The organism is Rhodospirillaceae bacterium, assembly GCA_002728255.1.
In the GTDB taxonomy this organism is placed as follows: Bacteria; Pseudomonadota; Alphaproteobacteria; order UBA7887; family UBA7887.
In genome coordinates this window covers 1-25,308 of record PBWV01000047.1, presented here as the reverse complement: position 1 = coordinate 25,308, position 25,308 = coordinate 1, and the positions used below count along the sequence as shown (strand labels likewise).

Here is a 25,308-nt window from a genome sequence, read left to right as displayed (position 1 = left end):
TCGTCTGGCGGATGAGACAGATTGCTATTCACCTATCAACCTCACCAAATACTATGTCCATACTAGCTATACAGGCGACCACATCAGCTAACTGATGGCCTTTGACCATAAAATCCAAGCCCTGCAAATGCGCAAATCCTGGAGCACGAATTTTACACCGATATGGTTTATTGCTTCCATCTGAGACAAGAAATACGCCAAATTCACCTTTCGGCGCTTCAACCGCAGCATAAGTCTCGCCGCGAGGCACGTGGTAACCTTCAGTGTACAACTTAAAGTGGTGGATAAGGGATTCCATTGAATTTTTCATATCAGCTCTTTTTGGTGGTGAAATCTTGTTATTACTAACCATTACTTCACCTTGAGGTAGCTCAACCAAACATTGTTTGATAATCCGCAGACTTTGCCTCATTTCCTCTAGGCGAATGAGATAACGATCATAGCAATCTCCATTTTTACCCACAGGTACGTCAAAATCCATACTCGCATAAACATCATAGGGTTGTGCTTTTCTTAGGTCCCACGCCACTCCACTTCCCCTCAGCATTACACCGCTAAAACCCCAATCGAGGGCTTGTTCCTTTGAAACAACGCCTATGTCGACGTTTCTCTGTTTCCAGATCCTGTTGTTGGTCAGCAAGGTCTCTACGTCATCTAGAATTTTAGGGAATTCATCCGACCATCTTTCAATATCAGCAATAAGATCATAGGGCAGATCTTTATGGACTCCACCCGGACGTATATATGCTGCATGCAATCGCGCTCCTGAAACGCGTTCATAAAACTCCATCAACTTTTCCCTTTCTTCAAACATCCAGAGAAAAGGCGTCATGGCTCCTATATCTAAGGCATTGGCACTTATTTGTAATAAATGATTCAATACGCGCGTAATTTCGTGAAAAAGAACACGGATATATTGGGCGCGAATTGGGATTTCACAACCTAGTAATTTCTCCACCGCCAGGCTAAAGCAATGTTCTTGTCCCATAGAGGATACATAGTCTAAGCGATCAAAATACGGCAGAGCTTGCAGGTAATTCTTATGTTCTATGAGTTTTTCTGTCCCTCGGTGCAGCAATCCAATGTGAGGATCTGCCCTTTGACACACCTCACCATCCATCTCCAAGACTAACCGCAACACCCCATGGGCCGCTGGATGTTGGGGGCCAAAATTAAAATTAAAATTTTTAATATCAGAGGTCGACATTACTTTTCTTCGTCATCGATCTTTGGTCCGCCAAAAGTGTTTCTCGGATCATTTAATATCTGCGAAGCACCCTCCCAAGGACTAGTGAAGTCAAACGACCTATATTCCTGCGCAAGATCAACAGCGCCGTAAGCAACTCTCTGTGCCTCACCGTCATAACGCAATTCTACAAAACCCGTAAGTGGGAAATCCTTTCTCAAAGGGTGTCCATAAAACCCATAATCTGTTAGTAAGCGCCTTAGGTCGGGGTGATCATCAAAAGAAATACCATACATATCCCAGACTTCCCTCTCATACCAGTTAGCAGCACTGAATATATTAATCACCGACGGAACACTAGCGTTCTCCTTAATTTGGATTTTTAGTCGAATTCTCCTATTAAAAGTAAGACTGAGGAGTTGATAGATCACCTCAAATCGTTGCGTCCTTTCTGGATAGTCAACAGCAAATAAATCCGTTAGCTGTTTGAACTGAAAATTCCCCTCATCCCTTAAAACTGTTAAGTGTTTGCGCAGATTTGCTGCATCACTGTGTAGACATAATTCGTTTCCCACGATATCAACAGATACTGAACTCAAGTTAAGAGCCTTCAATAAATGCGTCTTTAATTTTTCTAAGGATGACATAGTTCAGGAACTACCCAATTGATCTAAGCTCACCTAATAATCGTGCTTGTACGTCGTATTTTCTTTTGTAACTGGAGTATACCATAAACAAGGGCTTCAGCCGTCGGTGGGCACCCCGGGACGTATATATCCACTGGTATAATGCGGTCACACCCCCTAACAACTGAGTAAGAATAATGGTAATAGCCCCCACCATTCGCGCAACTACCCATGGAAATTACATATCGTGGTTCCGCCATCTGGTCATAAACTTTTCTTAAGGCTGGTGCCATTTTGTTAGTCAACGTTCCAGCTACAATCATAACATCTGATTGTCTTGGACTTGGGCGAAAGACTACGCCAAAACGATCTAGGTCATACCTGCTTGCCCCAGCTTGCATCATTTCAACCGCACAACAAGCTAAACCAAAAGTCATCGGCCAAAGTGAGCCTGATCTTGCCCAACCTACAAGCCGCTCCACTTTGGTCAAAACGAATCCTTTTTCCGCAAAAGTAGCTGATTCGGCAAGCAGAACTCCATCATTCTTAGGTTCTTGCTTTATTCCCACTGAAGAGCCCCCTTACGCCACTCATATATAAAACCAACAGTCAAAATTGCCAAAAACGTCATCATAGAAATAAAGCCGAAGGGACCTATCTCCGTAAGAACAACTGCCCACGGAAACAAAAAAGCTATTTCTAAATCAAAAATCACAAAAAGAATTGCTACAAGGTAAAACCTAACATCGAAACGCTCTCGGGAGTCTGCAAACGGCTCGAATCCACACTCATAGGATGATAATTTCTCTTTGTCAGGGGCTTGCCTCGCCACAATCAGTGATCCCACAACCATCGCAGTTGCTAGAACGGTCGCCACCCCAAAAAATACGATGATTGGTAGGTATTCTGTCAGCTCCGTCTGCATAGGACCAATCTGCTTCCTTGGCCAAAAAGTGCCACAATTATCCCTCAGCATTAGCATCGCGTGCTCAGAATTGTTGTTAATGCACGCTACAGATAAAGCCTCGTGTAGCACATAGGCTCAAGTGTTTTCAACTTGCAAAACTCCTCTGGACATACCTTTTTCTCAATTACTTTGAAATATATAAATTTCCCAGACCTGATGCACTATTCATACTTAACTAGGAACAGATATCCCTAAAAAATTCCTATAGAATCACCAGTCTGAACAAGTATTCCGTTCATGATTCGCTTCATCTCCTTGATATTAGAAATCACACCAATATCCCCGCTAAGAGTCTCCAATCGGCAGTATAGTTCCAAATCGTTGGACCCCAACAAATTTTCGCTCAGTCTTCAAGGACGTTACCCAAAAGGAATGAGACGCTCTCTCAAAATCCCAGTATAGTTTTCATTGCCGGAACACCTGATGCCAATAACTACGCCTGACCATTCTTCAATCAAAATAGCCGGTTGTATTTCTCATAGCTAGAGCGCGAATACTCGCTCAAGTTTTCTTAGGAGAATGGCGGGAGGGACGAGACTCGAACTCGCGGCCTCCGGCGTGACAGGCCGGCGCTCTACCCAAACTGAGCTACACCCCCATAGAGGTCCTAAGAAGGCTCCTGCTTTACGCTAGCCGCTACTCAGTGTCAACCGCCCCAAGTGCAGGATGAGGCCGCGCCGATGGACAAGGTGGTGGGCGATGACGGGATCGAACCGCCGACCCCCTCGGTGTAAACGAGGTGCTCTCCCAGCTGAGCTAATCGCCCTAGACCTCCATATTACCTGTAATAAAACATGGTTTCCCTTCAGACGGGGAAATGCCAGCGACCATCGGTCACTGGCACTCCATAGTCTTTNACAAACCGCGCAACCCAGATTACTTACTTTAGTTTAGTGCCTCTTTTAACGCCTTCCCGGCCTTAAATTTAGCATGGTTGGAGGCAGGAATAGTTATCTCCTCCCCAGTCCGAGGATTGCGCCCCTTGGTTTGAGCGCGCCGCGAAACNCTAAAAGTGCCAAATCCAACCAATCGAACATCACCGCCATCTTTTAATGTCCCAGTAATAGAATCTAGAACCGAGTCAACAGCCTTAGTGGCATCTGATTTGGACAATCCGGAGGCACCTGAGACGGCACCAATTAAGTCATTCTTATTCACAGTCGGTCCCCTTTTAATCCCGTTGTTCAATAGTTTGCTTGAGTGGCGGGCGCCCCCACACACCCTTCCACTCCAATTTTCCGCGGGTTTTCAGACCGCGCCTTGTTGTAACCCCCACACTGTAGCCGTCAGNAACAGAACTCGTCAACGCAAACCTAATGTAAATATAAGAGTATTTTTAGGCCAAAGATTGAAACGACAGCAAATACATCGGATTATAAGCTCAATGCGTTAATAACGGATCACTATTTCGCCCTTCTGACGGCCCAGATACACTTTCCACCTCGTCCACCTCATTCCATTTAATAGGCGTTAAAGCNTTGGTCAGAGCTAGTTTAAGCACCTCATCTACGTTGGATACCGGAATAATTTTCAGGCCCTTTTTCACGTTTTCAGGTATTTCAGCCAAATCTTTCTCGTTATCAGATGGTATCAGCACCGTTTTGAGTCCCCCACGGAGAGCAGCTAAGAGCTTCTCTTTCAGCCCTCCAATAGGTAACACTCGGCCACGCAAAGTAACTTCACCAGTCATAGCCACAGAGCTAGAAACAGGGATTCCCGTCAAAATCGACACAATTGAAGTGGTAATTGCTATTCCTGCGGATGGACCATCCTTGGGCGTAGCCCCTTCCGGTACATGAACATGAATATCAAATTTCTGGAATAATGGCGGTTTAATCCCAAACTCTGCTGATCTTGAACGCACATAAGACCAAGCAGCCTGAACCGATTCTTGCATAACTTCACCAAGTTTTCCGGTCGGTATTATCTTGCCTTTACCTGGCATAGACACAGTCTCAATCAACAAAAGATCACCCCCGGTCTCCGTGTATGCTAGCCCATTAGTTATTCCAATACTGTCGTCATGGTCTATTTCACCATGCCGATACCGCCTCACTCCGGCATATGTCTCTAAATTCCGCACAGTAACCTTGATGTTCTTAGCACTTGTTAACAAGATCTCCTTTACGGCTTTACGAGTTAGATTAGCTAACTCTCTTTCCAAACTACGGACCCCCGCTTCTCTGGTATAATAACGGATAAGGTCACGGAGCGCCGATTCAGATATTTCCCACTCACTCTCTTGCACGCCATTTCTTTTCATTAAGCGGGGGATCAGATGTCGAGTTGCTATGGCAACCTTCTCATCCTCTGTATAACCAGAGAGATGAATAACCTCCATGCGGTCCAGTAATGGTGCTGGAATCCTCGAGGTATTCGCTGTTGTCAAGAACATGATCTCACTAAGATCATAGTCAACTTCTAAGTAATGGTCATTAAAAGCAATGTTTTGCTCAGGATCTAATACTTCCANTAAAGCCGAAGCTGGGTCTCCCCTAAAATCAGCCCCCATTTTATCTACCTCATCCAATAAGAACAGTGGATTAGATGTCTTCGCTTTTTTTAATCCTTGGATCACNTTCCCAGGCAAGGATCCAATGTAAGTTCTTCTATGGCCCCTAATCTCAGCCTCGTCGCGAACTCCACCTAAACTCATTCGCACAAAGTTTCTACCTGTTGACCTGGCGATGGATTGCCCTAGTGAAGTCTTTCCAACACCCGGCGGCCCAACTAGACACAGGATCGGCCCCTGCATCTTCTTGGTCCGCAGTTGGACTGCCAAATACTCAGTTATGCGCTCCTTAACTTTGGCTAAGCCATAATGGTCATCGTCCAGCACCTTCTGGGCAGCCCTCAGATCTTTTTTTATACGCGACCGTTTCTTCCATGGAATACTCAACAGCCAATCAAGATAATTCCTTACCACTGTAGCCTCAGCTGACATGGGGCTCATGTTGCGGAGCTTTTTTATCTCGACGAGAGCTTTTTCTTTGGCCTCTTTACTAAGTTTAGTTTTCTCAATCTTATCTTCAAGTTCGGCAATTTCATCCTTGCCATCATCCCCGTCACCTAGTTCCTTCTGGATAGCCTTCATTTGCTCATTCAGATAGTATTCCCGTTGGGTTTTCTCCATTTGCCTTTTGACACGGGACCTTATCTTTTTTTCAACTCGCATTACCCCTATCTCGCCTTCTATCAGCGAATAAACTTTCTCTAACCTCTCGTTAACTGNCTCTAACTCTAGAAGTTCTTGTTTCGCCGCAACCTTTATAGACAGATGCGAGGCCACGGTATCCGCAAGTCGAGAAGGGGTCTCTATTTGACTAAGTGAAACAAGTACTTCAGGGGGTATTTTCTTATTTAACTTCAGATAATTCTCAAATTGGGACACAGTGGAGCGCATCAAAGCATCGAGCTCACTTGGATTGCTCTCCGGCTCATCTAAAATTGAGGCGTTGACCTCAAAAAATGCGGCATTTTCTGCGAAATTTGCAATTTGGGCCCTCTTTCCGCCCTCAACCAAGACTTTAACCGTCCCATCCGGCAGTTTAAGCAACTGCAACACCGTTCCAATAGTGCCGACTCGGTAAATATCGTTTTCCTCTGGATCATCTTGCCCAGCCTTCTTTTGGGCTGCTAAAAAAATATGCTTATCTGTCTTCATCACCTCTTCTAGTGCACGAACAGATCTTTCACGTCCCACGAAAAGTGGAACTATCATGTGGGGAAAAACCACTATATCCCGCAAAGGAAGTAACGGATAACTTGTTAGTTCACTCATTTTACCTCTTCACGTTACCACGGACGACAAATTATTGTATTTTCACAGTTTCTAATGAAACTCATATAACTCCCACCACCAAGTAGCCCATCTACCTCTCCCATTTGATTCTAAATGGAGATGGCTTTACGTTTTTTCAAGTCTACAGAACACAAGAACACAGAGTTAAGATGCTGAGGAACCCATATCTTCATGGCGTTCTGAATAGATTTGTAGAGGTTGAGACCGCCCCTCAATCACTTCCTTATTAATCACAACCTCTTCAACCCCATCCATCTTTGGCAAATCAAACATTGTATCCAACAATGCATTTTCAAGAATCGATCGTAAGCCACGAGCACCTGTTTTTCGACTTATAGCTTTTTGGGCCACCTCAGCTAATGCATCGTCGGAAAAAGATAGTTTCACATCTTCCATATCAAATAATTTTTGGTACTGTTTCACGAGAGCGTTCTTTGGCTGGCTTAATATCTCAATGAGAGCACTCTCATCAAGGTCATCAATTGTAGCAACGACAGGCAGGCGCCCCACAAACTCAGGGATCAAACCAAACTTTAATAGATCTTCTGGTTCCACTTGCCTTAGCACTTCCCCACTTCGACGCTCGTCAGGAGGCTTAACATCAGCACCAAAGCCTATCGAGGTTCCTTGCCCGCGCTCAGAAATAATTCTCTCCAGACCAGAAAAAGCCCCGCCGCATACAAAAAGAATATTTGTAGTGTCTACCTGTAAGAACTCCTGCTGAGGATGCTTGCGTCCGCCCTGAGGAGGCACACTTGCCACAGTACCCTCCATAATTTTTAACAATGCCTGTTGAACGCCTTCTCCAGAAACATCCCGAGTTATAGAAGGATTGTCTGATTTTCGAGAAATCTTATCTATTTCATCTATGTAAACAATGCCGCGTTGAGCTCTTTCAACGTTATAATCAGAAGCTTGAAGCAACTTCAAAATTATATTTTCTACATCTTCACCCACATACCCCGCTTCCGTAAGAGTAGTAGCATCAGCCATGGTNAATGGCACATCCAAGATTCTCGCCAAGGTTTCAGCTAATAGCGTTTTGCCACACCCCGTTGGGCCCACCAGAAGGATATTAGACTTGGCTAATTCAACATCATCGTTTTTAGAACCATGGGAAATTCGTTTGTAATGATTGTGAACAGCAACNGAAAGCACTCTCTTTGCTCGCTCCTGTCCGATCACATAATCATTTAAGACCTCCCAAATCTCTGAAGGCGTAGGCACTCCATCTTCTGATTTAACAACGTCATTCTTATGCTCTTCCCTGATGATTTCCATGCATAGTTCGACACATTCATCACAGATGAAAACTGTTGGCCCTGCAATAAGTTTCCGCACCTCATGCTGACTCTTTCCACAGAAAGAACAATACAAGGTGTTTTTGCTATCTGTGTTACTACTCTTGGTCATCTAGATTCCATTCCGCTGTCTTAAATTTTTAAAGTCGCGTTTACCTAACTTATCCAACCAAACAACTGCATTTTTTAAAAATAATCAGAAACTTTTCAGATTAGCTTGTCAGGCCCTCCTTAGCAGACCCACGATTTCCAATTCTCCCATATTCCAACCAAAATTCTTATACAAATTTTACTGCTTTTCAAGCAGTTGCCTTCGGCCTTGTCTCCACCACTTGGTCAATTAATCCGAAATCTTTCGCATCCTCAGCCGTTAAAAAATGGTCTCTTTCCATGGCATCTTCGATAGCCTTCAGCTTTTTGCCAGTGTGCTTAGCATAAATCTCATTCAGTCTGGAACGCAGTGAAAGAATTTCTCTAGCGTGAATCTCAATATCTGAAGCCTGTCCAGAAAACCCCCCAGACGGTTGATGGATCATAATTCTTGCGTTAGGAACCGAATATCTGGACCCTTTGGCACCAGCTGTAAGCAAAAGGGATCCCATGGAAGCTGCTTGACCAATGCACAATGTCGAAACCTTGGGAGTAATATACTGAATCGTGTCGTAAATAGCTAACCCTGATGAAACAATACCTCCAGGTGAGTTTATATAAAAAGAGATATCTTTTTCAGGATTCTCAGCTTCTAAAAATAGAAATTGAGCTGTAATTACAGAGGCCACATGGTCGTCCACAGGTCCTGTTAAGAATATAATTCTTTCCTTCAAAAGCCTAGAATAAATATCATAGGCGCGCTCTCCACGATTAGTCTGCTCAACAACCATAGGCACTAGTGCACTCATGTATGTATCTCTAGGATGACCCATCTCTATACCTCGACACGTTATACGGTTTTCTTTTTGGCAGGGCTTCGGGCAGCGCGTTTCTTCTTAGGAGCAACTTTCTCAGATGTTTTTTTCACTGATTTCTTTTTGCTAGTTCGTTTCTTTTTAGTAGGCCTCTCGGCAGGGTCCTCGAGGCTAGCATAGAGGGCATCTACGGTTACAATCTCTTCAGAAATTTCCGCCATCTCAACGACAAAATCAATCACTTTATCTTCAAACAGCGGCGCGTGAACACTACTTAAGGCTTCTGGATTAGAACCAAAATAATCTGCTACTTCTTTCTCGCGGCCAGGAAAACGTCTAGCTTGATCAATTATTGCCCTATTTAATTCCTCCCGTTCGACAGTTATGTCATTCTCACGTCCAATTTCCGACAATAGCAAAGCTAGTCTGATCCGCCGTACAGCAATATGGTTATACTCACTCCGGAGTTCCTCCTCTGATTTACCCAACTTTTCCAGGTCAGTATCGCTCTGTTTCATATCCTGTTGAAACTGTCCCCAAATACCTTCGAACTCTTTTTCGACCATTCCCGATGGGACATTGAAATCATATTTTTCCGCAAAAGAATCCAGAATCTCCCGTTTTAGTCGGTTTCGGCTTTGCTCATCGTAGCCCCGCTGTAATTCCGCTTTCGCCGCTTCTCGGAGAGCTCCTATTGTCTCTAGTCCCAGTTTTTTGGCCAAATCATCATCTATTTTTAGTTCGTCGGGTTCCAAATGTTTTTTCACTACAACGTCAAAGATCGCCTGGCTTCCCCGGACCTTCTCATCAGGATAATTATCGGGTAAAACAACCTTTACCGACTTCTCATCCCCCGGCTTCAACCCTAAAATCTCATCATCAAACCCGGGCAAAAAAGAATTATTACCAAGACGTAAGTTGTAATCGGTCCCCTGGGCGCTCTGGAGCGGCTCACCATCAACCATACCATTAAAATCAATAACCAGGATCTCTCCAGATTTAGATTTGCGTNCCCGCTTTACTTCTGAGAACCCTCTGCTCTGCTCAGCAAGCCGTTCCACCGCGGAATCGACCTCCGAGTCTTTTGGGTCAGATTTAAGTCTAGTAAATTTAAGGCTTTTTAGTTCAGGGACATCAATATCAGGCAGGACCTCAACTTGCAGCACATACTCAAGGTCCTTTCCCTCCTCGAATGTTTTAACTTCAATTTGAGGTTGTAAGGCCGGCCTAACACCCTGTTCTTCAAGAACTTGCTGAGAAGTTTGGTCGACCATGCCTTGCAATACCTCTCCCATAACAGAGTCGACATAACGTTGCCTNAAAATCCCTATTGGCACCTTTCCGGGCCGAAATCCATTAATTTTGATGGTCTTTTGAAGTTCCTCAAGNCGCGCACTTATCTTGCCGGACACTTCATTTTTGGAGACCAAAACTTGGTACTCATGCCTTAAACCTTCAGAACTTGTCTCTGTTACTTGCATCGTCTGTTACGCCTATGTTCAAAAATCTACCAACCGCACCCTAATATCATCCGAAGCCGCTTCCATGCCCACATCGGAGAGACAGTGGAACTAAGTAAATGCGTATTTGATTGCCTCAATATAGATGGCACTTGTAGCACACTGCTCTCCTTAGGCAAATTTTCGCATCCGCCAACCTTAGTGTGATCAAAACATATAGTGCTAAGTTGTTGCAATATTAAATACAATTCATGTACCAAAGGGTCGCCGAGTTTCAAGATCCCCGAAAGATCTTATTTTATTGTCTTGTCACTAAAGCTAATAATGGATTTACTCGGCATCAGTGCGGGCGTGGCGGAACTGGCAGACGCGCTAGGTTTAGGTCCTAGTGGCCGAAAGGCCGTGGGGGTTCAAGTCCCTTCGCCCGCACCATTTAGCCNCAACTTGATGTTTCTTATGACGTTATCGAGCTTGTAAGCAGGCCGTTGCTACGGCACNAATAATCGCATTTGAGTCAAGGCCATAAGAAGCATACAGATCCAAAATATCTCCAGATTGCCCAAAAGTACTCACCCCTAGAGGATATATACGATGGCCTCGCACAGAGCCCAGCCACGCTAACGTCGCCGGATGGCCATCAATGACCGTTATTAAGGCCGCCGAATTTGGCACTATTTCAAGGACCTCTTCTATAAAAGCGGGGCCAGTGTCTCTCTCACNAGATTGCCGACCTCTTACACTTTGCCAATTCTCGTAGATTCGGTCTGGCGAAGTTATGGCCAACAATCCGGCACTCGGTTCATCCTCCAATACCTCATGAAAAGCATGTTCTACTTCGGGAGCCACAGCCCCGCAGTAAACAAGAACAAAAGAGGCCTCACTCGTAGGTTTTTGCCGCCAATAGGCCCCTGAAATTATCTGGCTAACCGTCTCCTCACTTAAACTGCGATCAGGTTGCTCCAGAGGCCTAGTAGAGAGCCTAAGATAGATTGAGCCCCCATCGTCTGTCTGCATATGACGAAAGCCCCACTGCATAATGATAGCCAGTTCATCCGCGTATGTCGGCTCGAAATAAGTCAGTCCTGGTTGACCTATACCAACCAGCGGGGTCCCTATAGATTGGTGGGCGCCACCCTCTGGTGCTAATGTTATGCCTGAAGGGGTCCCTACTAGCATAAACCGTGCGTCCTGATAACAGGCATAATTAAGGGCATCCAGCCCTCTTGCAATGAAAGGATCGTATAGTGTTCCAATAGGCAAAAGTCGCACACCGAACCACTCTGCCGAGAGACCGAGGGCCGCCAACATTAAAAACAGATTATTCTCCGCAATACCGAGCTCTATATGTTGCCCGGCAGGCGACATAATCCAGCTCTGCGCNGAAACAACCTCTTCACTACTAAATATGTCGGGCTTCTCTTGTCGGTCGAAGATATGTTTTCTATTTACCCACGGCCCAAGATTCGTCGAAACAGTAACATCTGGCGAAGTTGAAACAAGTCGCTGAGAAAACTCGCTATCCTCTTTCCCTAACTCGTTTAAAATTCTTCCAAAAGATTCCTGTGTAGACGTGTTTGCAGTTTCACGAAATTCTAATCTTGAAGGCACAATAATAGGACCTGCTTGATGTTGCCGTTGCTCCCTGCAAGAAAACGGAACCCTTTTGATAAAGCCTCTTAAATCATCCTTGTGTTCCGAGAGCCCCGCGAAATGCTCCCATTCCTCCCCTTCCCGGACACCACATTGGTTTCTAAATTTCTCCATCTGCTCTAGGCTCATCAAGCCTGCATGATTATCCTTGTGACCCGCCAAGGGAAGCCCATAACCTTTAATAGTGTATGCAATGATGCATGTCGGCCGATCTGAAGCTGCTGCCGCCCCATAGGCGTCGAGAACCGATCCCATATCGTGCCCTGCCAGATTTGTCATAAGAGAATGTAACTCAACATCATCATACTCATCTAGCAGCCCCGCCATACCAGAAGCATCTCCAATGTCCAACTTAAGGCGTTCCCGCCAGGCTGCACCCCCTTTGAAGGTTAGAGCCGAATATAACTGATTTGGGCAATCATCAATCCATGAAAGCAATGCGTTGCCGCCGGGTTTAGAAGCAGCTTGTCGCAATAAATTTCCATATTTGATAGTCTCTACATTCCAATCCATAGACTGGAACAAGTCACTGAGGCGAGAAAACACCTGATCCGTCACGACACTGTCCAAACTCTGACGATTGTAGTCTATGATCCACCAAAGATTTTGGATGTTATGCTTTCGGCCTTCAAATAACGCCTCAAAAACGTTGCCCTCATCGAGTTCCGCGTCTCCAAAAAGAGAAATCATCCTTCCATCCAATTCTTGCGCTGAAGGAAAGTTATGAGCTCGAACATAATCTTGAGCGAGGGATGCAAATAGCGTCAACGCTCCGCCCAATCCTACCGAACCCGTAGAAATATCAACATCGTCTCCATCTTTGGTTCGTGACGGGTAAGATTGCGCACCCCCAAACCCTCTGAAATTCTTCAGATTGTTCTTGCTTTGGCGTCCAAGCAAATATTGGATAGCATGAAACACCGGGCTTGCATGAGGTTTGACCGCCACCCGATCCTCAGCTCTCAATACCCAAAAATATAAAGCCGTCATCAGGGTTACAACAGATGCACACGAGGCTTGGTGTCCGCCTACCTTTAATCCATCGCGCATCGGCCTAATGTGATTTGCCTCATGGATGGTCCAGGACGAAAGCCACAGAACTTTCTTCTCTATCGCCTTTAACAACTTGAGATCAGCGGCGGAAACCTTGTTAAGTTCATTGCGGTCACTCGCCACGATTATACCTTCCTTTCAGGGTCCAAAACTAAGGGGCGTATTGTGTGTCAAATATAGCAAAAAATTAATGACAGTATCTTGCGTTTTAGACTAAATATAGTAATGTTAATGCAATTATATTTTAATTTTTTATTTAATATTGACTTTTTATGCCAAAACGTGGGTTAAATAATATCGATCGTAAAATACTTGCCGCATTGCAAGAGAACGCCCGAATTTCGAATGTCGATTTGGCTGAAACGGTGGGACTTTCCCCTTCCCCTTGTCTGCGGAGGGTCAAAATGCTGGAGAAGCAGGGCGTCATAGACAAATACGTTTGCCTGCTCGACCAAGCGCAAGCAGGCTATCCAGTAAACGTATTCGTAAGCGTAAGTTTGGAACGACAAATCGAAACTGCTCTAGACGAATTTGAGTCAGCGGTCGCCAAAAGGCCTGAAGTAATGGAATGCTATTTAATGACAGGAGATGCAGACTATCTCCTGCGGATTGTCACTGTTGACTTAGCAAGCTACGAAAAATTTTTAGTTGACCACCTTACCCGCATACCCGGCGTCAGGAGCATAAAGTCCAGCTTTTCTCTTAAGCAAGTCTCCTACCGAACAGCCTTGCCACTGAACTGAGTTCTCAAAAAATTTTCTTATATATTTGATTCCTTTAGGAAGATAACTCCCGCTGCTTTAATTCGTGCAACCGCTTGGACTCTCCAGCCAACAATGATAGGAGTATTTGGTCCTGTTCGAGGTACGCTGTATTCGGAGATTGGAAATGCCGGTTAACAGATTCTTTTACCATTTGCTGCGCTATTCTTGGCTTTAACTTGATTTCGTCAGCTAAACGGCGCGCGGTAAGTTTTGGATCCTCACTTACTTCCTCACATAAACCCCATTGGAGCGCGGTGGAGGCATTAATCTTTCGCGAGAGCGCTCCAATTAATTTAGTCCGGGCAGGCCCGACCAAATCCCCCAACCTAGCTAGTGTATTCCAACTGAATGTCAAACCAAGTTCTACTTCAGGGGCGTAAAAATAAGCCTCCGGACTTAAAACTCTGAAGTCACAGGCGACCGCCAAAGATGTTCCTCCTCCAATAGCCGCNCCGTTTACGGCAGCTATCGTCAAGGATGGCAGGTTTTCCCAAGCTTCACAGAGGTCAGCACCCAGCCGCACTAATTTTCTTGCCTCAGCCAGAGGTACCGCTTCTATACGGCCCACCTCATTTATATCATTTCCAGCGCTAAAAACTGAACCATTAGCTGCCAGGATGACACAAGAACAAGTAGTACTTTTACCTATCGTCCTGGCAACATCAGTCAGTTCTTCTTTCATTAAATTGGATAGAGCGTTCCGTTTCTCTGTTCTATTCATGGTCACCACAATAACTTCCTTCTCGTCCGAGACTTCCAAAGTATCATAGTCGTAGGTCATTTTACGAACTCCTTCCCCTTCTTCTCGCTAATAGAAATTACAGCTCATAAACGATTTTATAATTTTCTCATAACTATCAATTTCATATTGATAAATAATCTTCCAATTCCTGGAAAACCTTCGGTATTTGTTTAACCAAATCATCTGCTATTAGTCCGGGCCCCACGTAGGTCGCTGCACGGGAATGGCACCACACCGCAATGCAACTTGCGTCAAACGGACTACAACCCTGAGCCAAAAACCCTAGCACAATTCCTGATAGCACATCGCCCGTGCCGGCTGTCGCCAGACTTATTGGAGCATTGAAATTAACGACCGCTTTACCATCTGGCTCGGCTATTACGGTATCATTCCCTTTATAAATAATAGTGGCACCACTGGTTTTAGCTGCAGCCCGCGTCAAACTAATCTTGTCCCCATAGTGGAGATCTCTGAACAACCTTGCAAACTCACCAGAATGTGGCGTNAGCACAGTGTCAGNGGAAATTAGATCAAATAAGATTGTTGGGTTGGGAGAAAAGGATGTGAGAGCATCGGCGTCTAGGACAACCTTTTTTGATGATGAAAGAATTGTTTTGGTCCAAAGTCGCGTTTGTTCACTGACCCCGCAACCTGGTCCAATTAGAACAACATTTTTACGATCATCGCTTAGAAAATCCTCCAGGTCGGGTAATTTATCTACCCCTTCCAATAATAATGAAGCCGGAGCACACGAATACTGCTCCAAAGCCTCTGTAGGTGCCAGNAACGTTGCCAACCCACTACCTCCGCGCAAGGAGGCCTCTGCTGCCANGCGAGCTGCCCCTGTTGAATTTTTAGAACCCCCACCCACAATTACCGAATGTCCCCTATGATACTTATGATTTTCAGGCTTAAGGCGGGGAATTTTGTCCCACCAAAGATTTGGACCATTTATTTTGATACTTAGTGCATCGTTACCGAGATTATTCTCCCTCACGCCAATGTCCCTAACCACAATTTGACCACAAATACTTTTTCCGGGTAGCANAAAATGAGCTGGTTTAGGTAATCCAAGGGCAACCGTTAAGTTGGCCTGTAAAGAGCCACCTAACACAGCTCCAGTATCTGAGGAAACTCCCGAGGGGATATCCACTGCTACTACATCGATGTTCAGTGAGTTAATTTTCTTAAAGAAACAGCATAGCCGAGGATCTAACTCCCTCTTTAGCCCGATGCCAAACACCGCATCTACTACTAAGGAATAATTTTCTAATTGGACTGTCTCTATGTCGGCACACGGATCGCCCCAACGTTCTAACATAATTTGGGCGTTGCCCTCAAAATCCTTATCTGGAAAACATCGAACAACGTCTACNATCCACATGTTTTGTTGCAGCAGACATGCCGCACCTAAACCATCTCCAGCATTTTGCCCAGGACCACACAGAATTAGAGCTTTGCGCGGCGTCCATCGAGCTGTGATTTCCGAGACGATTGACTGACAGGCATTCTCCATCAAATCCAATGTTGTTAGGCCATCGCACAACGCTGATTCCTCTGCGCTGTACATCTGGGATGCTGTTACAATGGGCATTCCCCCTAGGTTCATAGGTAAACTCATGTCAAGCCTTCCACTTCTTCTACTGTAGATCCCTTTTTATCTTCTCCAGACTAAAGTAAACACAACCTTGTTTAATTCATAAATTAAGGTGAAGATTGTCCTCTGTTAATTATACAGAAATGCTAATTTAATTTTCACGAAGTACCCTCGATAATTTGAAAAATTTGCCCATGGAATCTAAACCCTCAAAGGCCCGCCGAAGCTTACTTTTTGTTCCCGGCAATAGGCTGAACTTGCTTCCTAAGGCCATTAAGGCCCGGCCAGATATTATTTGTATCGACCTAGAGGACTCTATTCCACCTGAACAAAAGTCCAGAGCTCGCACAGAAGTTCTGGAATTTTTTAAAACCACCTCCGCTCATCCAAAGATAGAACTGGTGATGAGAATTAATAGTCTTCAGACACACGAGGGAATACGGGATATTGATCACATCATGACGAGCTCTCATCCCCCATTAGCGTTAATGTTTACTAAATTAAATCATGCTGCCGAAATAATCCTGCTTGATAAGCTTTTATCAAGTGCCCTGCTAAAAAAAATTCGCTTCCACGTGATAATAGAAACCAACTCAAGCCTAGAGAATGTAATTTCGATAGCCAATGCCTCTGATAGAATAGACTGCTTATTATTTGGTGGAGTAGACATGGCAGCCGAACTAAGAACCACCTTTGACTGGGAGAGTTTATTATATTCGCGGTCCCGCATAGTGCATGCAGCAGCTTCGGCAAACATCGATTCTATGGACATGCCAGCACTCAATATCGAGAACCTTGAGGAGTTGGAAACAACTGCAAAAGCCGCAACAAAGCTAGGTTTCACCGGTAAGGCCGCGATACATCCATCACACATAGCAATAATCAACCAATGTTTTTCGCCGAACCCCAAGGCCGTGGAGGAGGCTAGNAAAGTTGTCGCTGCATATGAAAATAGTACCAACGGACTAGCTGTAGTCGATGGCAAACTTCTAGAAAAACCCTTTATCCGATCTATGTACCGAATTCTGGCCCTATCAAAACAGGGTCAATAGCCTTGAGCCCTAGAACCCATGAGCTTAAAAGAGCCTTATTAGGGGCAATTGGTTTCTCTATCATCCTACTCTTGGAAACTGGATGCCTGACCACACCACCTACTCCAGTCATACGAGAGGCGCATCCCCAACCAGGTTTCTGCGAAAAAACGGACGCAGAACTTCGCGCCTTTGTCATAGAAATGAATGTTAAGGGGTTTACCTCTGCGACCGCTGTAGCCACCACATTGGGTGGTAACATCTTTATTTTGACTAATCGACATAACTTGCCCGAAGAAATATTGTTGGAAAATATTTCCTTCAGAAACAATAAATATCAGTATTCCAACGCGGCAGGCATACTCCAACTTGGCATTAGTTACGCTATGGAACAAGGATTGGGCATTGCTAATGACTATGCAATTTTAGTTCCAGCCAAACCCCACATTTTCCACCCACTACCATTATATTTTTCGAGGTATTCAGGGGAAGTGGTAGTGCCAAGTTACGCCGCCCGACTGTATACCGTGGGGAGGGGTAGCCAGTGGTACACGGACCACCTTTTTGATCGTCTTGATGTATTTCTGGANAAAGGAGCATCCGGAGCGCCTGTATTAACCTGCCAGGGTGAAATAGCAGGACTATATACTGCATTAATCCGCCCTGAAGATTTTGAACGAGCAGGGTTCAAAGCTATTTCTACTCCGAGCGTCACTATTATTAAACACATTAAACAACAGGAGTAAGAGACATTCTAGTCAGGCTAAAAAATCTATGATCGCTGCAAATGTTGCCTCTGCTGCCTCCTCTGGCATGAAGTGCCCGCAATCTATACCCCAACCCCTAACATCATGTGCACATTTTTTCCATTCTTTAACCACATCCAAGTGCATACTTGGCCACCCGGGATGCTGACTTTGCCCAGATCCCCAGAGAGCGAGAACCGGGCATGTAATCTTTTTATCACCATCTTCTAAATCGTGCCGCATATCCAGATTGACAGCCCTATAATCCTCACACATGCTGTGGATGGCTCCCGTCCGGGTAAATGACTTTAGGTACTCTTGGTATGCTTCTTCCGAAATAGCGCCTGGAACAGACGCCCAATGGTCTAACAGCCATCGTAAATAAAAGTCCCGACTATTCCCAATTAGGGTTTCTGCGAGAGGTTCTGGCTGCAACATTAAAAACCAATGGAAGTATGCTTGGGCAGTAGCTCGGTCTACGGATGTAAATATTTGGGTAGTTGGAACAACATCCAGAGACACAAGCTTGCGAACCGTCCCGGGATAATCCAAAGCTAATCTATGCCCTACCCGAGCTCCCCGATCATGCCCGACAAGGTAAAAATTATCATGTCCCAGCTGTTTCATTACCTGAATTTGGTCCTCGGCAGAGGCTCGTTTAGAAAACCCAGCGTGATCCTTTCCTCCTGGCGGCTTCCCGCTTTCTCCGTAACCTCGTAGATCAGTCGCGATAACCGTATGGCTCTCGGCAAGCATTGGAGCAATTTTATGCCACATAACATGAGACTGTGGATAACCATGCAATAAAAGCACGGGGTCACCTGACCCTCCGATAACCAAATTAATTTCTGTACCGGTTGTTTTTAAGCGCTTTCGCTCAAATTTTTCAAAAAAAGCCAATCCAATGAACCTTTCCTTTAATGGAAAGCTAACATATCTTTNTTTAATAATTAATGCGGACAGGAAAATAAATTCCTACAATCTTGTGGATTATAACAAGGATGTGCAATGCTAATTGCCCACTTCAGTGATATCCATGTGGCCCCAGAAGGAAAGTCGGCCTTGCATGGCATCAACACGCGCTCGACCCTTGCTCATTGTGTCGAACACATCAACAATCTGGATCCACAACCCGACGTCATTTTAATTACGGGAGACTTAACTTCGGAAGGATCTCCGGATGAATACGCGGTTCTACGATCCTATCTCTCTCTACTAGATCAGCCATATTTTCTTATTCCNGGCAACCATGACAANAGAAAAAACCTTCGTGCAGCATTTTCGGATTTCCCCCACATCGGCGGATCCGGNGATTTTATTAACTACACAGTGGAAGACTACTCTGTCCGCCTGATAGGACTAGATACCCTGCTCCCCGGCAGTGAATCTGGGATATTATGCGACCAAAGACTGAATTGGCTGGATAAAGTACTCGTAAAATCGCCAGACCGCCAAACTCTGCTCTTTATGCACCATCCCCCATTTATGTCTGGCTTACCTAAGATGGATAAAATGAGACTGAAGGACTCTAAAAAATTTGCCGACGTCCTCCAAAAACACTCTCAAATTGAAATGATTTTATGTGGACATCTACATAGACCGGTACAAACAATATGGGAGAACATTCCAACGCTAGTGGCAACGTCTATCTCAAAACAGTTTCCATTAAATTTAGGGGGAGAAGAAATGGAGGCCATAATCCCCGAACCCACGGGTCTTTACCTCCATTTGCTCACTGAGGAGGGCTTAGTAACCCATACCAGCCTGCTGCCATCCTCCCGGTAACATTCTCAACTAGTTACTTGGTGTGATCCTCTGAGGGTTCATCCCTCTGCTCCTCTTCGTGATCGAAAAGTCTTTCTCGCACTTTGTGCAGAAAGTTGCCTGGCTCGTCTAGTGGACTTGATTGTCGGGCTGTTTCCTTAATCTCTCCAGCCGCAAACTTTATGTTGCTTTTAGCCCTTTCCGCCACGTTTTTTAGAACAGGCTTTACATCCTGCTCAAAAGTAGAGGACGCCTTTTCCTGTACCCGGGGATCTGTGACAATACGTTTGGCAATATTAAACAATAAACTGCGAAACATTATAAGGCCTCCCCTCTCCTCTCCTTTTTCACGAACTTTAGAAGTTATCTAACTCGNGACAATGAATTGCGGTTAAACTCTGTTTCATCCAAACCAGACCCTAGTAAATAATCCTTGAATATAAGTGTAGTTGATTTACCTGTCAGATGATTTTCCACGTACATCTTCTGGGCCCTCCAATACTGGCCCAAATATAGCTGATACTCACTGAGGCTCATCGTCTTTAACAAGGCATCTTTCCGATCATAAAACTCTATCATCCAGGGAATATAATCTTCCTGATCAATCCAGACTATGCGCCGTTTGTAGCCTGAGTTCTCATAAACTGGATACTGCTCCACTACAAAGCATACCTTCTCTCCGCAGGGCTCATCACGTAGCCATTTGTAGGTATATTTAGCCACCTCTTGCGAACTCATGTCCTCATAAGAAAATTCGCTTCCCATAAATGGTCCAGATTTATTAGCTGACGAAATTCTTTTGACGCGCTCTAATGCAGGAAGATAAAGCCATTGATCGTCTGGCTCATGTATCCGGGTAAAACTCAAGAAAGCAGTTCCTTTAACATCTCTTGGCCTATCAAAAACCGTGAGACTTTTATCTCCTAATTGATCGTCAACTACTTCTAATGATTTAATCCTCAACTCCCGGGTACTCTTCTCCCCATGGCGGTTGTTTAAGATCATCTGCAGAGTAACCGAGCTATCAGACCAGCCCTGATCGCGCCTATCACCTTCCAGGGCTATCGCCATGCCTTTTTCTTCGGCTGTCTCAGCACTAACATAAGGGGCCCCTATCACAAGAAATCCTAATAAGGGTAGGGCCAATGACAAGTGAACCAATGGTCTCAACGTATTCTCCTCACTCAGGGTATCAAAAGAGTTATATCAATCGTATCCTAATCATAACCTTAATAAAATTTGATAGATAGCACTTATGAAAAGCTTTCGAAAGGATCGCAAATTCCTAATAATGTTGGCAATTAACAAATACAGGAATTAAAAATACCATAGAGAAACATGAGGCACTTGCTGGATGTGCTCTGTCTTGGTATAGCCATAGGACGTTCCCCGGTAGCTCAGTTGGTAGAGCAGACGGCTGTTAACCGTCTTGTCGCTGGTTCGAGTCCGGCCCGGGGAGCCATTTTTTGGATTTTTTAATCGGACCTGCCATGACAATTCCACCGATCTGGGCAGATACGAAAACCTCAAAAACCCCATATTGAACCATCTAGCCTACCCGCTAGAATGCAATTAATGGTCCAAACAATCGAGACAGGAGAAACCAATGTCCGGAGAGAAAACAACCATTCCCCTAGAGCTCAATGTGGATTCTCAAGAAATGTTATCAAAAATAGTTGCACAATATGACCTTTCAGACACGTCAAAGGCGATCCGTTGCCTGCTAGACTATGTAGCAGAGGATGGAGATTGGGACACCATATTTAAGAAAATCAGGTGTCGCCGATGCTAGTGAAAGAAACCGCCCACTGAACCTGGCGCCTTATCGTGGACAAGATTTGGGAACCTTCCCTTAACCGCAATGACTAAGCTAAAGTTATATCAAAAATTCCGCTCATAACATCGTCTACTGGATCATTATTGAGTTTTACAGTTACCCCTTGTTTCTGGACGATGTTCAACTGCCCCAACAAGTAGTCCGTTTCGTTTAGAGCCTGATCCGCAAAATACATTTGCGTTGTTAAACTGGGCCCTTGAGGCCTTGTCAGTCGAAAATGAATATGTGGAGGACGCGTCCAGCGCCTCGTCACCTTATAACTACCCGGTTTAATACTTACGAAACTATATCGTCCAAAATTGTCAGTCTGTATTTTCGCGTACCCTTGAAAATTGGGATCCAATGGACGGTTCTCCCCAGTATCCTGAGGATGAAAATAACGTCCTGCTGAGTTAGCCTGCCAAATTTCTAGTAAGCTTCCCGCAATTGGACTACAGCTACCATCACGCACCTGACCTGAAATCCGGATTACCTCTCCAGCGGCTCGCGAACTTCCTCCAACAACCCTAGTAAGATCATTATCTTGCTCCTCAGCATTGATTGGGTAAAATGGGCCCTCAGGTTGTGTGCTTGTAGTCACACAATTCGCCCGGCTAATTGAAGAAAAAGGTACTGTCAGACTGGCAGATAGCAATCCTGCCAGTACCGAACGTCGTTTGATCATATAAATTTGTCCAACAAAAATTACTTTGCCTAGAGGCCGTAAATTAAAAAATTTCAGGGGTCAGCCTTTTACACCTCCGGCGCCCCAACCAGCAACTAAATAACGTTGAACTACAACAAAGAAAATGAGAGCAGGAAGTGTAACCATTACTCCCGCCGCCATTATTACCCCCCAGTCCAGAAAAGAAGAATCCATTAAATCTTGCACCCCAACAGGTAGTGTTTTCAACCTGTCGGAAGAAATCATTATTCGTGCAAAGAGATAGTCATTCCAGGCCACTATGAAGGTGAAAATTGAGGTAGCTATCACACCAGGCAGAGCTAGGGGAAAGATCACGTATCGTACTGCTTGGGGACGGGTGGCGCCGTCGATCAGGGCCGCCTCTTCAAGTTCCAGCGGTATGGATTGGAAAAAAGAACGTAACAACCATAGGCTAAATGGCAATGCAAAAGCAGAATACCCAAGAATTAATCCAAGGTGACTGTTGTTTAGGCCAAGGCCACGCATAAGTATAAAAAATGGCACCACGATCATGATTGGAGCCATCATGTACGTGAACAAGGTTGTAGTAGCGAACGTCTCTCGTCCCCAAAATTGAAACCTTGTTATACTATACCCAGCCAGAGTTGACACAAAAATGCAGAGAATAGTTGCCGTTGCAGCTACCATTATACTGTTCTGCAGGTAGTCCAGAAAATTAGTCGTGGAAAAAAGGCGAGCATACGCATCCAACGATGGCTCACCCGTCCAAAACGTTGGAGGAGATGCAAGGATTTCCTTATCGGGCTTAATTGAGGTAAGTGCCATCCAAAACAGAGGCGCTGCACACAATATGGTTAATAGAAGTGCAAAAAGATAAATTATAGTCTGGCGCATCCACGGCATATACAAAAGTCTGTCCATATTATAAATCTCTTGAAGGTCGAAATAGCTTAAAGTAGGGAACTGCTACAGCAACCAGGATAAGAACCATGATTACGGCCATGGCTGCCCCTGCTCCAACTTGCAGCTGACCAAATGTCTTGATGTAGGTGTAGACCGGCAAAGTCCGTATGAAACGGCCGGTACCCCCGGTACCACCCCCTAAAAGCCAGACGATATCAAATTTGGTAAACATGAAAATAAAGCGCAGCATGACTACCACAAAAAGGATTGTGCGCAATTGAGGCAGGGTTACGTGGTAAAACCGTTTCCATGCACTTGCCCCATCAACAGAGGCNGCATCGTATAACTCAGGATTAATTGTTTGAAGCCGAGCTAAAACGGTTATCAGTACGAATGGAAAAAATGTCCAAGTACTAACTAATATTAGAGAAATGAGGATAACGCTGGGGCCTAACCACGCAACCGGACCGGAAATCAAACCAACTGTTTCCAAGATGTAGTTGAGAAGGCCGTAACTATCGTTGAGTGTCCAGCGCCATATAAGCACAACAACGATGGTAGGAACCACATAGGGAAACAGGGCAATCCCGCGAACCAGGGACCTACCCTTAAAGGATTCTGATAACAGTAGGGCCGCACCAACACCCAACACAATCTGTAGGGCTACACTACCAAACCCATACAAAGTTCCCAGCCAAAAGCTTTCCCAGAACTGTGGATCAACAAATAGGTTTTTATAATTTGCAAGACCNACAAAAGTTTCGACCGGCAAGTACGCNTGCTTGTGATGAAAGCTCAACCAAACNGCGTATCCAACNGGGTACAACACNAGAGAGNTCACCATTAGTACAGCNGGAATAATTAGAANTATNCCCCAGTACCGGTCTGGGATTCTTCGGGCCTTTCTCGAGGCAACCAGAGCGCTTTTATCGGTCATTTGGGTAATTCCATAGACAGTGAAGGAGGCCTGCAGGCCATCACCAACGTTTGTAGCCCATATCTTCTATCAATTTCTCAGCAAGTTTCTGCGCCCTTTCCGCTGCCTCCCTCGGAGTTCTCCGCTCTGTAATTACGTCAGACACCATATCAACGAGAATTCCTGACCCAGCAACCTCGCCCAAATATGGCAGTTTTAAGTCATCCCATTCGATCACTGAACGAGAATTTCCCTCAGAAATGAACTTTTGTTGAACATCAACCCAGAATCCCCAAGTCTCAAATTCGGGAGTTTGCTGCAGATACGCCACGTCCTCATACAGCGTCTTGTCAATTGGTAAAAGGTGAATTGGGACCGACTGCGCATACCTTCGATAATTATCGTGTTCATAAAAAAACTTCANAAAATCTATAGCCTCATCCGGATATTGCGCATGATCAAAAACCATCCACTGNTCCCCATCNANCTGNGTCATAAATTNNGTGCCTGAAGGACCGATTGGTTTGGAATCAAACACCCCTATATCTCCATTCGCTACCACTTCGGGGGCATACTTTTCGAACTCAATTGCACCACGCCCCCACCCCATGATGCTCGCAACCTTTCCCTGCGCCAGCATGGTAAAGGTTTCTGGGTAGGAGTGGTTCATCCAGCCTGGCCACAGGCAACAGTCACTGACTTCCTTATAAAACTCGAGCATTTCAATCATCGGTTGCTCGGTAAATGTGGGGCGCCCATCAGGATCGTACATCCGGCCGCCGTTCGAGCCGGTCCACATCAAAACCTCTTCGTTAATAAAATTCCCCTCGCCAGCCAAACCTAAGCCATACTGATCGATGGTGCCGTCNCCATCCGTATCAACAGTTAATTTCTTTAATTGGACCAGCCACTCATCCCAGGTCCTTGGTGCAACCGCATCGTCTAAACCAGATTGGCGGTATAAATCTTTTCTGTAAACGATAGCATCAGCCCCAATNCAGTGCGGTAATCCGTAGTAATGCCCATCCTCACTTCTACTGACCCGTTTTACAATTTCAAAAATATTCTCTTCACCAATTGAATCAACTACGTCATCTAGCGGGCGCAAAAGACCAACCTCTGAAAGCAACAGTGCTAGACCAGAATAGCCATGAGCCGCATCGGGTGGGGCGCCGGCCGCCAGTGCCGCCTGAAGTTTCTGAAGCAAGGAATTCCATCCAATCGCCTCTTGCTCAATCCGAATACCCGGGTTGAGTTGCTCATAATCGGCAATAATGTCCCGCATAGCCGAAAGTGTTCTATTATTGGGTTCGGTATGCCAAATTCTAACAATCTTGTCATCGGCAGATGAATGCGTCACGCCAGCTATAAGCAGAACAAGCAAACTTGCTAAACTCAAACCTATTTTACAA

At 45.1% G+C, this 25,308-nt stretch carries 24 protein-coding genes and 4 tRNA genes; 7 read left to right on the top strand and 21 right to left on the bottom strand.

Translation table 11 applies throughout. The features are described from left to right. Positions 1-28 precede the first annotated feature (28 nt). The 11 genes from CMM32_11700 to CMM32_11650 form a co-directional block, all read right to left on the bottom strand. Positions 29-1,207: an NADH-quinone oxidoreductase subunit D gene (locus tag CMM32_11700; GenBank protein ID MBT07552.1), complete on the bottom strand. Its 1,179-nt coding sequence runs from the start codon at positions 1,205-1,207 to the stop codon at positions 29-31. Continuing rightward, complete coding sequence (locus CMM32_11695; GenBank protein ID MBT07551.1) at positions 1,207-1,833, bottom strand: NADH-quinone oxidoreductase subunit C; 627 nt, start codon at positions 1,831-1,833, stop codon at positions 1,207-1,209. Before CMM32_11695 ends, CMM32_11700 begins: the two co-directional genes overlap by 1 nt. A gap of 29 nt (positions 1,834-1,862) precedes the next feature. Further along, on the bottom strand, positions 1,863-2,345 hold the full coding sequence (locus CMM32_11690; protein ID MBT07550.1) for an NADH-quinone oxidoreductase subunit B: 483 nt from the start codon (positions 2,343-2,345) through the stop codon (positions 1,863-1,865). Positions 2,346-2,371: 26 nt separating this feature from the next. Further along, positions 2,372-2,737: an NADH-quinone oxidoreductase subunit A gene (locus CMM32_11685; GenBank protein ID MBT07549.1), complete on the bottom strand. Its 366-nt coding sequence runs from the start codon at positions 2,735-2,737 to the stop codon at positions 2,372-2,374. 562 nt (positions 2,738-3,299) lie between these two features. After that, positions 3,300-3,377: transfer RNA gene (locus CMM32_11680), tRNA-Asp, on the bottom strand. Positions 3,378-3,469: 92 nt separating this feature from the next. After that, positions 3,470-3,545: transfer RNA gene (locus CMM32_11675), tRNA-Val, on the bottom strand. Positions 3,546-3,664: 119 nt separating this feature from the next. After that, positions 3,665-3,937 carry a DNA-binding protein HU gene (locus CMM32_11670; protein MBT07548.1) on the bottom strand — a complete coding sequence of 91 codons (273 nt, stop codon included), beginning with the start codon at positions 3,935-3,937 and terminating at the stop codon, positions 3,665-3,667. Positions 3,938-4,160: 223 nt separating this feature from the next. Further along, a complete protein-coding gene (locus CMM32_11665) occupies positions 4,161-6,560 on the bottom strand; it encodes an endopeptidase La (protein ID MBT07547.1) in 2,400 nt (799 codons plus the stop codon). Positions 6,561-6,725: 165 nt separating this feature from the next. Then, complete coding sequence (locus tag CMM32_11660; GenBank protein ID MBT07546.1) at positions 6,726-7,994, bottom strand: ATP-dependent Clp protease ATP-binding subunit ClpX; 1,269 nt, start codon at positions 7,992-7,994, stop codon at positions 6,726-6,728. A gap of 187 nt (positions 7,995-8,181) precedes the next feature. Then, positions 8,182-8,805, bottom strand: coding sequence for an ATP-dependent Clp endopeptidase, proteolytic subunit ClpP (gene clpP / locus CMM32_11655; protein ID MBT07545.1), 624 nt, complete (start codon positions 8,803-8,805; stop codon positions 8,182-8,184). 17 nt (positions 8,806-8,822) lie between these two features. After that, positions 8,823-10,268, bottom strand: coding sequence for a trigger factor (locus CMM32_11650; GenBank protein MBT07544.1), 1,446 nt, complete (start codon positions 10,266-10,268; stop codon positions 8,823-8,825). Between the two features lie 324 nt (positions 10,269-10,592). Between CMM32_11650 and CMM32_11645 the strand changes: the two genes are divergently transcribed. Continuing rightward, a tRNA-Leu gene (locus tag CMM32_11645) sits at positions 10,593-10,679 on the top strand. A gap of 30 nt (positions 10,680-10,709) precedes the next feature. Here CMM32_11645 and CMM32_11640 read toward each other — a convergent pair. Next, positions 10,710-13,073, bottom strand: a complete 2,364-nt coding sequence (locus tag CMM32_11640; protein ID MBT07543.1) for a transketolase — start codon at positions 13,071-13,073, stop codon at positions 10,710-10,712. Positions 13,074-13,222: 149 nt separating this feature from the next. On the opposite strand from CMM32_11640, the gene CMM32_11635 reads away from it, so the two are divergent. After that, positions 13,223-13,693, top strand: a complete 471-nt coding sequence (locus tag CMM32_11635; protein MBT07542.1) for an ArsR family transcriptional regulator — start codon at positions 13,223-13,225, stop codon at positions 13,691-13,693. A gap of 34 nt (positions 13,694-13,727) precedes the next feature. On the opposite strand, the gene CMM32_11630 is transcribed toward CMM32_11635, so the two are convergent. Together CMM32_11630 and CMM32_11625 are read right to left on the bottom strand one after the other, a co-directional pair. Next, on the bottom strand, positions 13,728-14,495 hold the full coding sequence (locus CMM32_11630) for an enoyl-CoA hydratase (GenBank protein MBT07541.1): 768 nt from the start codon (positions 14,493-14,495) through the stop codon (positions 13,728-13,730). 82 nt (positions 14,496-14,577) lie between these two features. Then, a complete protein-coding gene (locus tag CMM32_11625; GenBank protein MBT07540.1) occupies positions 14,578-16,077 on the bottom strand; it encodes a bifunctional ADP-dependent NAD(P)H-hydrate dehydratase/NAD(P)H-hydrate epimerase in 1,500 nt (499 codons plus the stop codon). A gap of 170 nt (positions 16,078-16,247) precedes the next feature. Between CMM32_11625 and CMM32_11620 the strand changes: the two genes are divergently transcribed. Both CMM32_11620 and CMM32_11615 read left to right on the top strand, forming a co-directional pair. After that, positions 16,248-17,105 (top strand): CoA ester lyase, encoded by an 858-nt coding sequence (locus CMM32_11620; protein ID MBT07539.1) that lies wholly within the window; start codon positions 16,248-16,250, stop codon positions 17,103-17,105. Positions 17,106-17,107: 2 nt separating this feature from the next. Then, a complete protein-coding gene (locus tag CMM32_11615) occupies positions 17,108-17,830 on the top strand; it encodes a hypothetical protein (GenBank protein MBT07538.1) in 723 nt (240 codons plus the stop codon). A gap of 12 nt (positions 17,831-17,842) precedes the next feature. On the opposite strand, the gene CMM32_11610 is transcribed toward CMM32_11615, so the two are convergent. Then, a complete protein-coding gene (locus CMM32_11610; GenBank protein ID MBT07537.1) occupies positions 17,843-18,730 on the bottom strand; it encodes an alpha/beta hydrolase in 888 nt (295 codons plus the stop codon). 108 nt (positions 18,731-18,838) lie between these two features. On the opposite strand from CMM32_11610, the gene CMM32_11605 reads away from it, so the two are divergent. Then, positions 18,839-19,615: a phosphodiesterase gene (locus CMM32_11605; GenBank protein ID MBT07536.1), complete on the top strand. Its 777-nt coding sequence runs from the start codon at positions 18,839-18,841 to the stop codon at positions 19,613-19,615. Positions 19,616-19,628: 13 nt separating this feature from the next. Here the strand turns inward: CMM32_11605 and CMM32_11600 are convergent, their stop codons facing one another. Further along, on the bottom strand, positions 19,629-19,913 hold the full coding sequence (locus CMM32_11600; protein ID MBT07535.1) for a hypothetical protein: 285 nt from the start codon (positions 19,911-19,913) through the stop codon (positions 19,629-19,631). Positions 19,914-19,957: 44 nt separating this feature from the next. After that, the gene (locus CMM32_11595) at positions 19,958-20,665 is read right to left on the bottom strand and encodes an outer membrane lipoprotein-sorting protein (GenBank protein ID MBT07534.1); all 708 of its coding nucleotides are present in this window, start codon (positions 20,663-20,665) and stop codon (positions 19,958-19,960) included. 315 nt (positions 20,666-20,980) lie between these two features. Between CMM32_11595 and CMM32_11590 the strand changes: the two genes are divergently transcribed. Both CMM32_11590 and CMM32_11585 read left to right on the top strand, forming a co-directional pair. Then, positions 20,981-21,056, top strand: a tRNA-Asn gene (locus CMM32_11590). 144 nt (positions 21,057-21,200) lie between these two features. Continuing rightward, on the top strand, positions 21,201-21,386 hold the full coding sequence (locus CMM32_11585) for a hypothetical protein (GenBank protein MBT07533.1): 186 nt from the start codon (positions 21,201-21,203) through the stop codon (positions 21,384-21,386). A 73-nt stretch (positions 21,387-21,459) separates the two neighbouring features. Here the strand turns inward: CMM32_11585 and CMM32_11580 are convergent, their stop codons facing one another. From CMM32_11580 to CMM32_11565, 4 genes are all read right to left on the bottom strand, one after another. Further along, positions 21,460-22,095, bottom strand: coding sequence for a hypothetical protein (locus CMM32_11580; GenBank protein MBT07532.1), 636 nt, complete (start codon positions 22,093-22,095; stop codon positions 21,460-21,462). 60 nt (positions 22,096-22,155) lie between these two features. Beyond that, on the bottom strand, positions 22,156-22,998 hold the full coding sequence (locus tag CMM32_11575; GenBank protein MBT07531.1) for an ABC transporter permease: 843 nt from the start codon (positions 22,996-22,998) through the stop codon (positions 22,156-22,158). Between the two features lies 1 nt (position 22,999). Further along, positions 23,000-23,917 carry a hypothetical protein gene (locus CMM32_11570; protein MBT07530.1) on the bottom strand — a complete coding sequence of 306 codons (918 nt, stop codon included), beginning with the start codon at positions 23,915-23,917 and terminating at the stop codon, positions 23,000-23,002. A gap of 40 nt (positions 23,918-23,957) precedes the next feature. After that, a partial coding sequence (locus tag CMM32_11565) for a hypothetical protein (GenBank protein MBT07529.1) occupies positions 23,958-25,308 on the bottom strand: 1,351 nt, incomplete at its 5' end.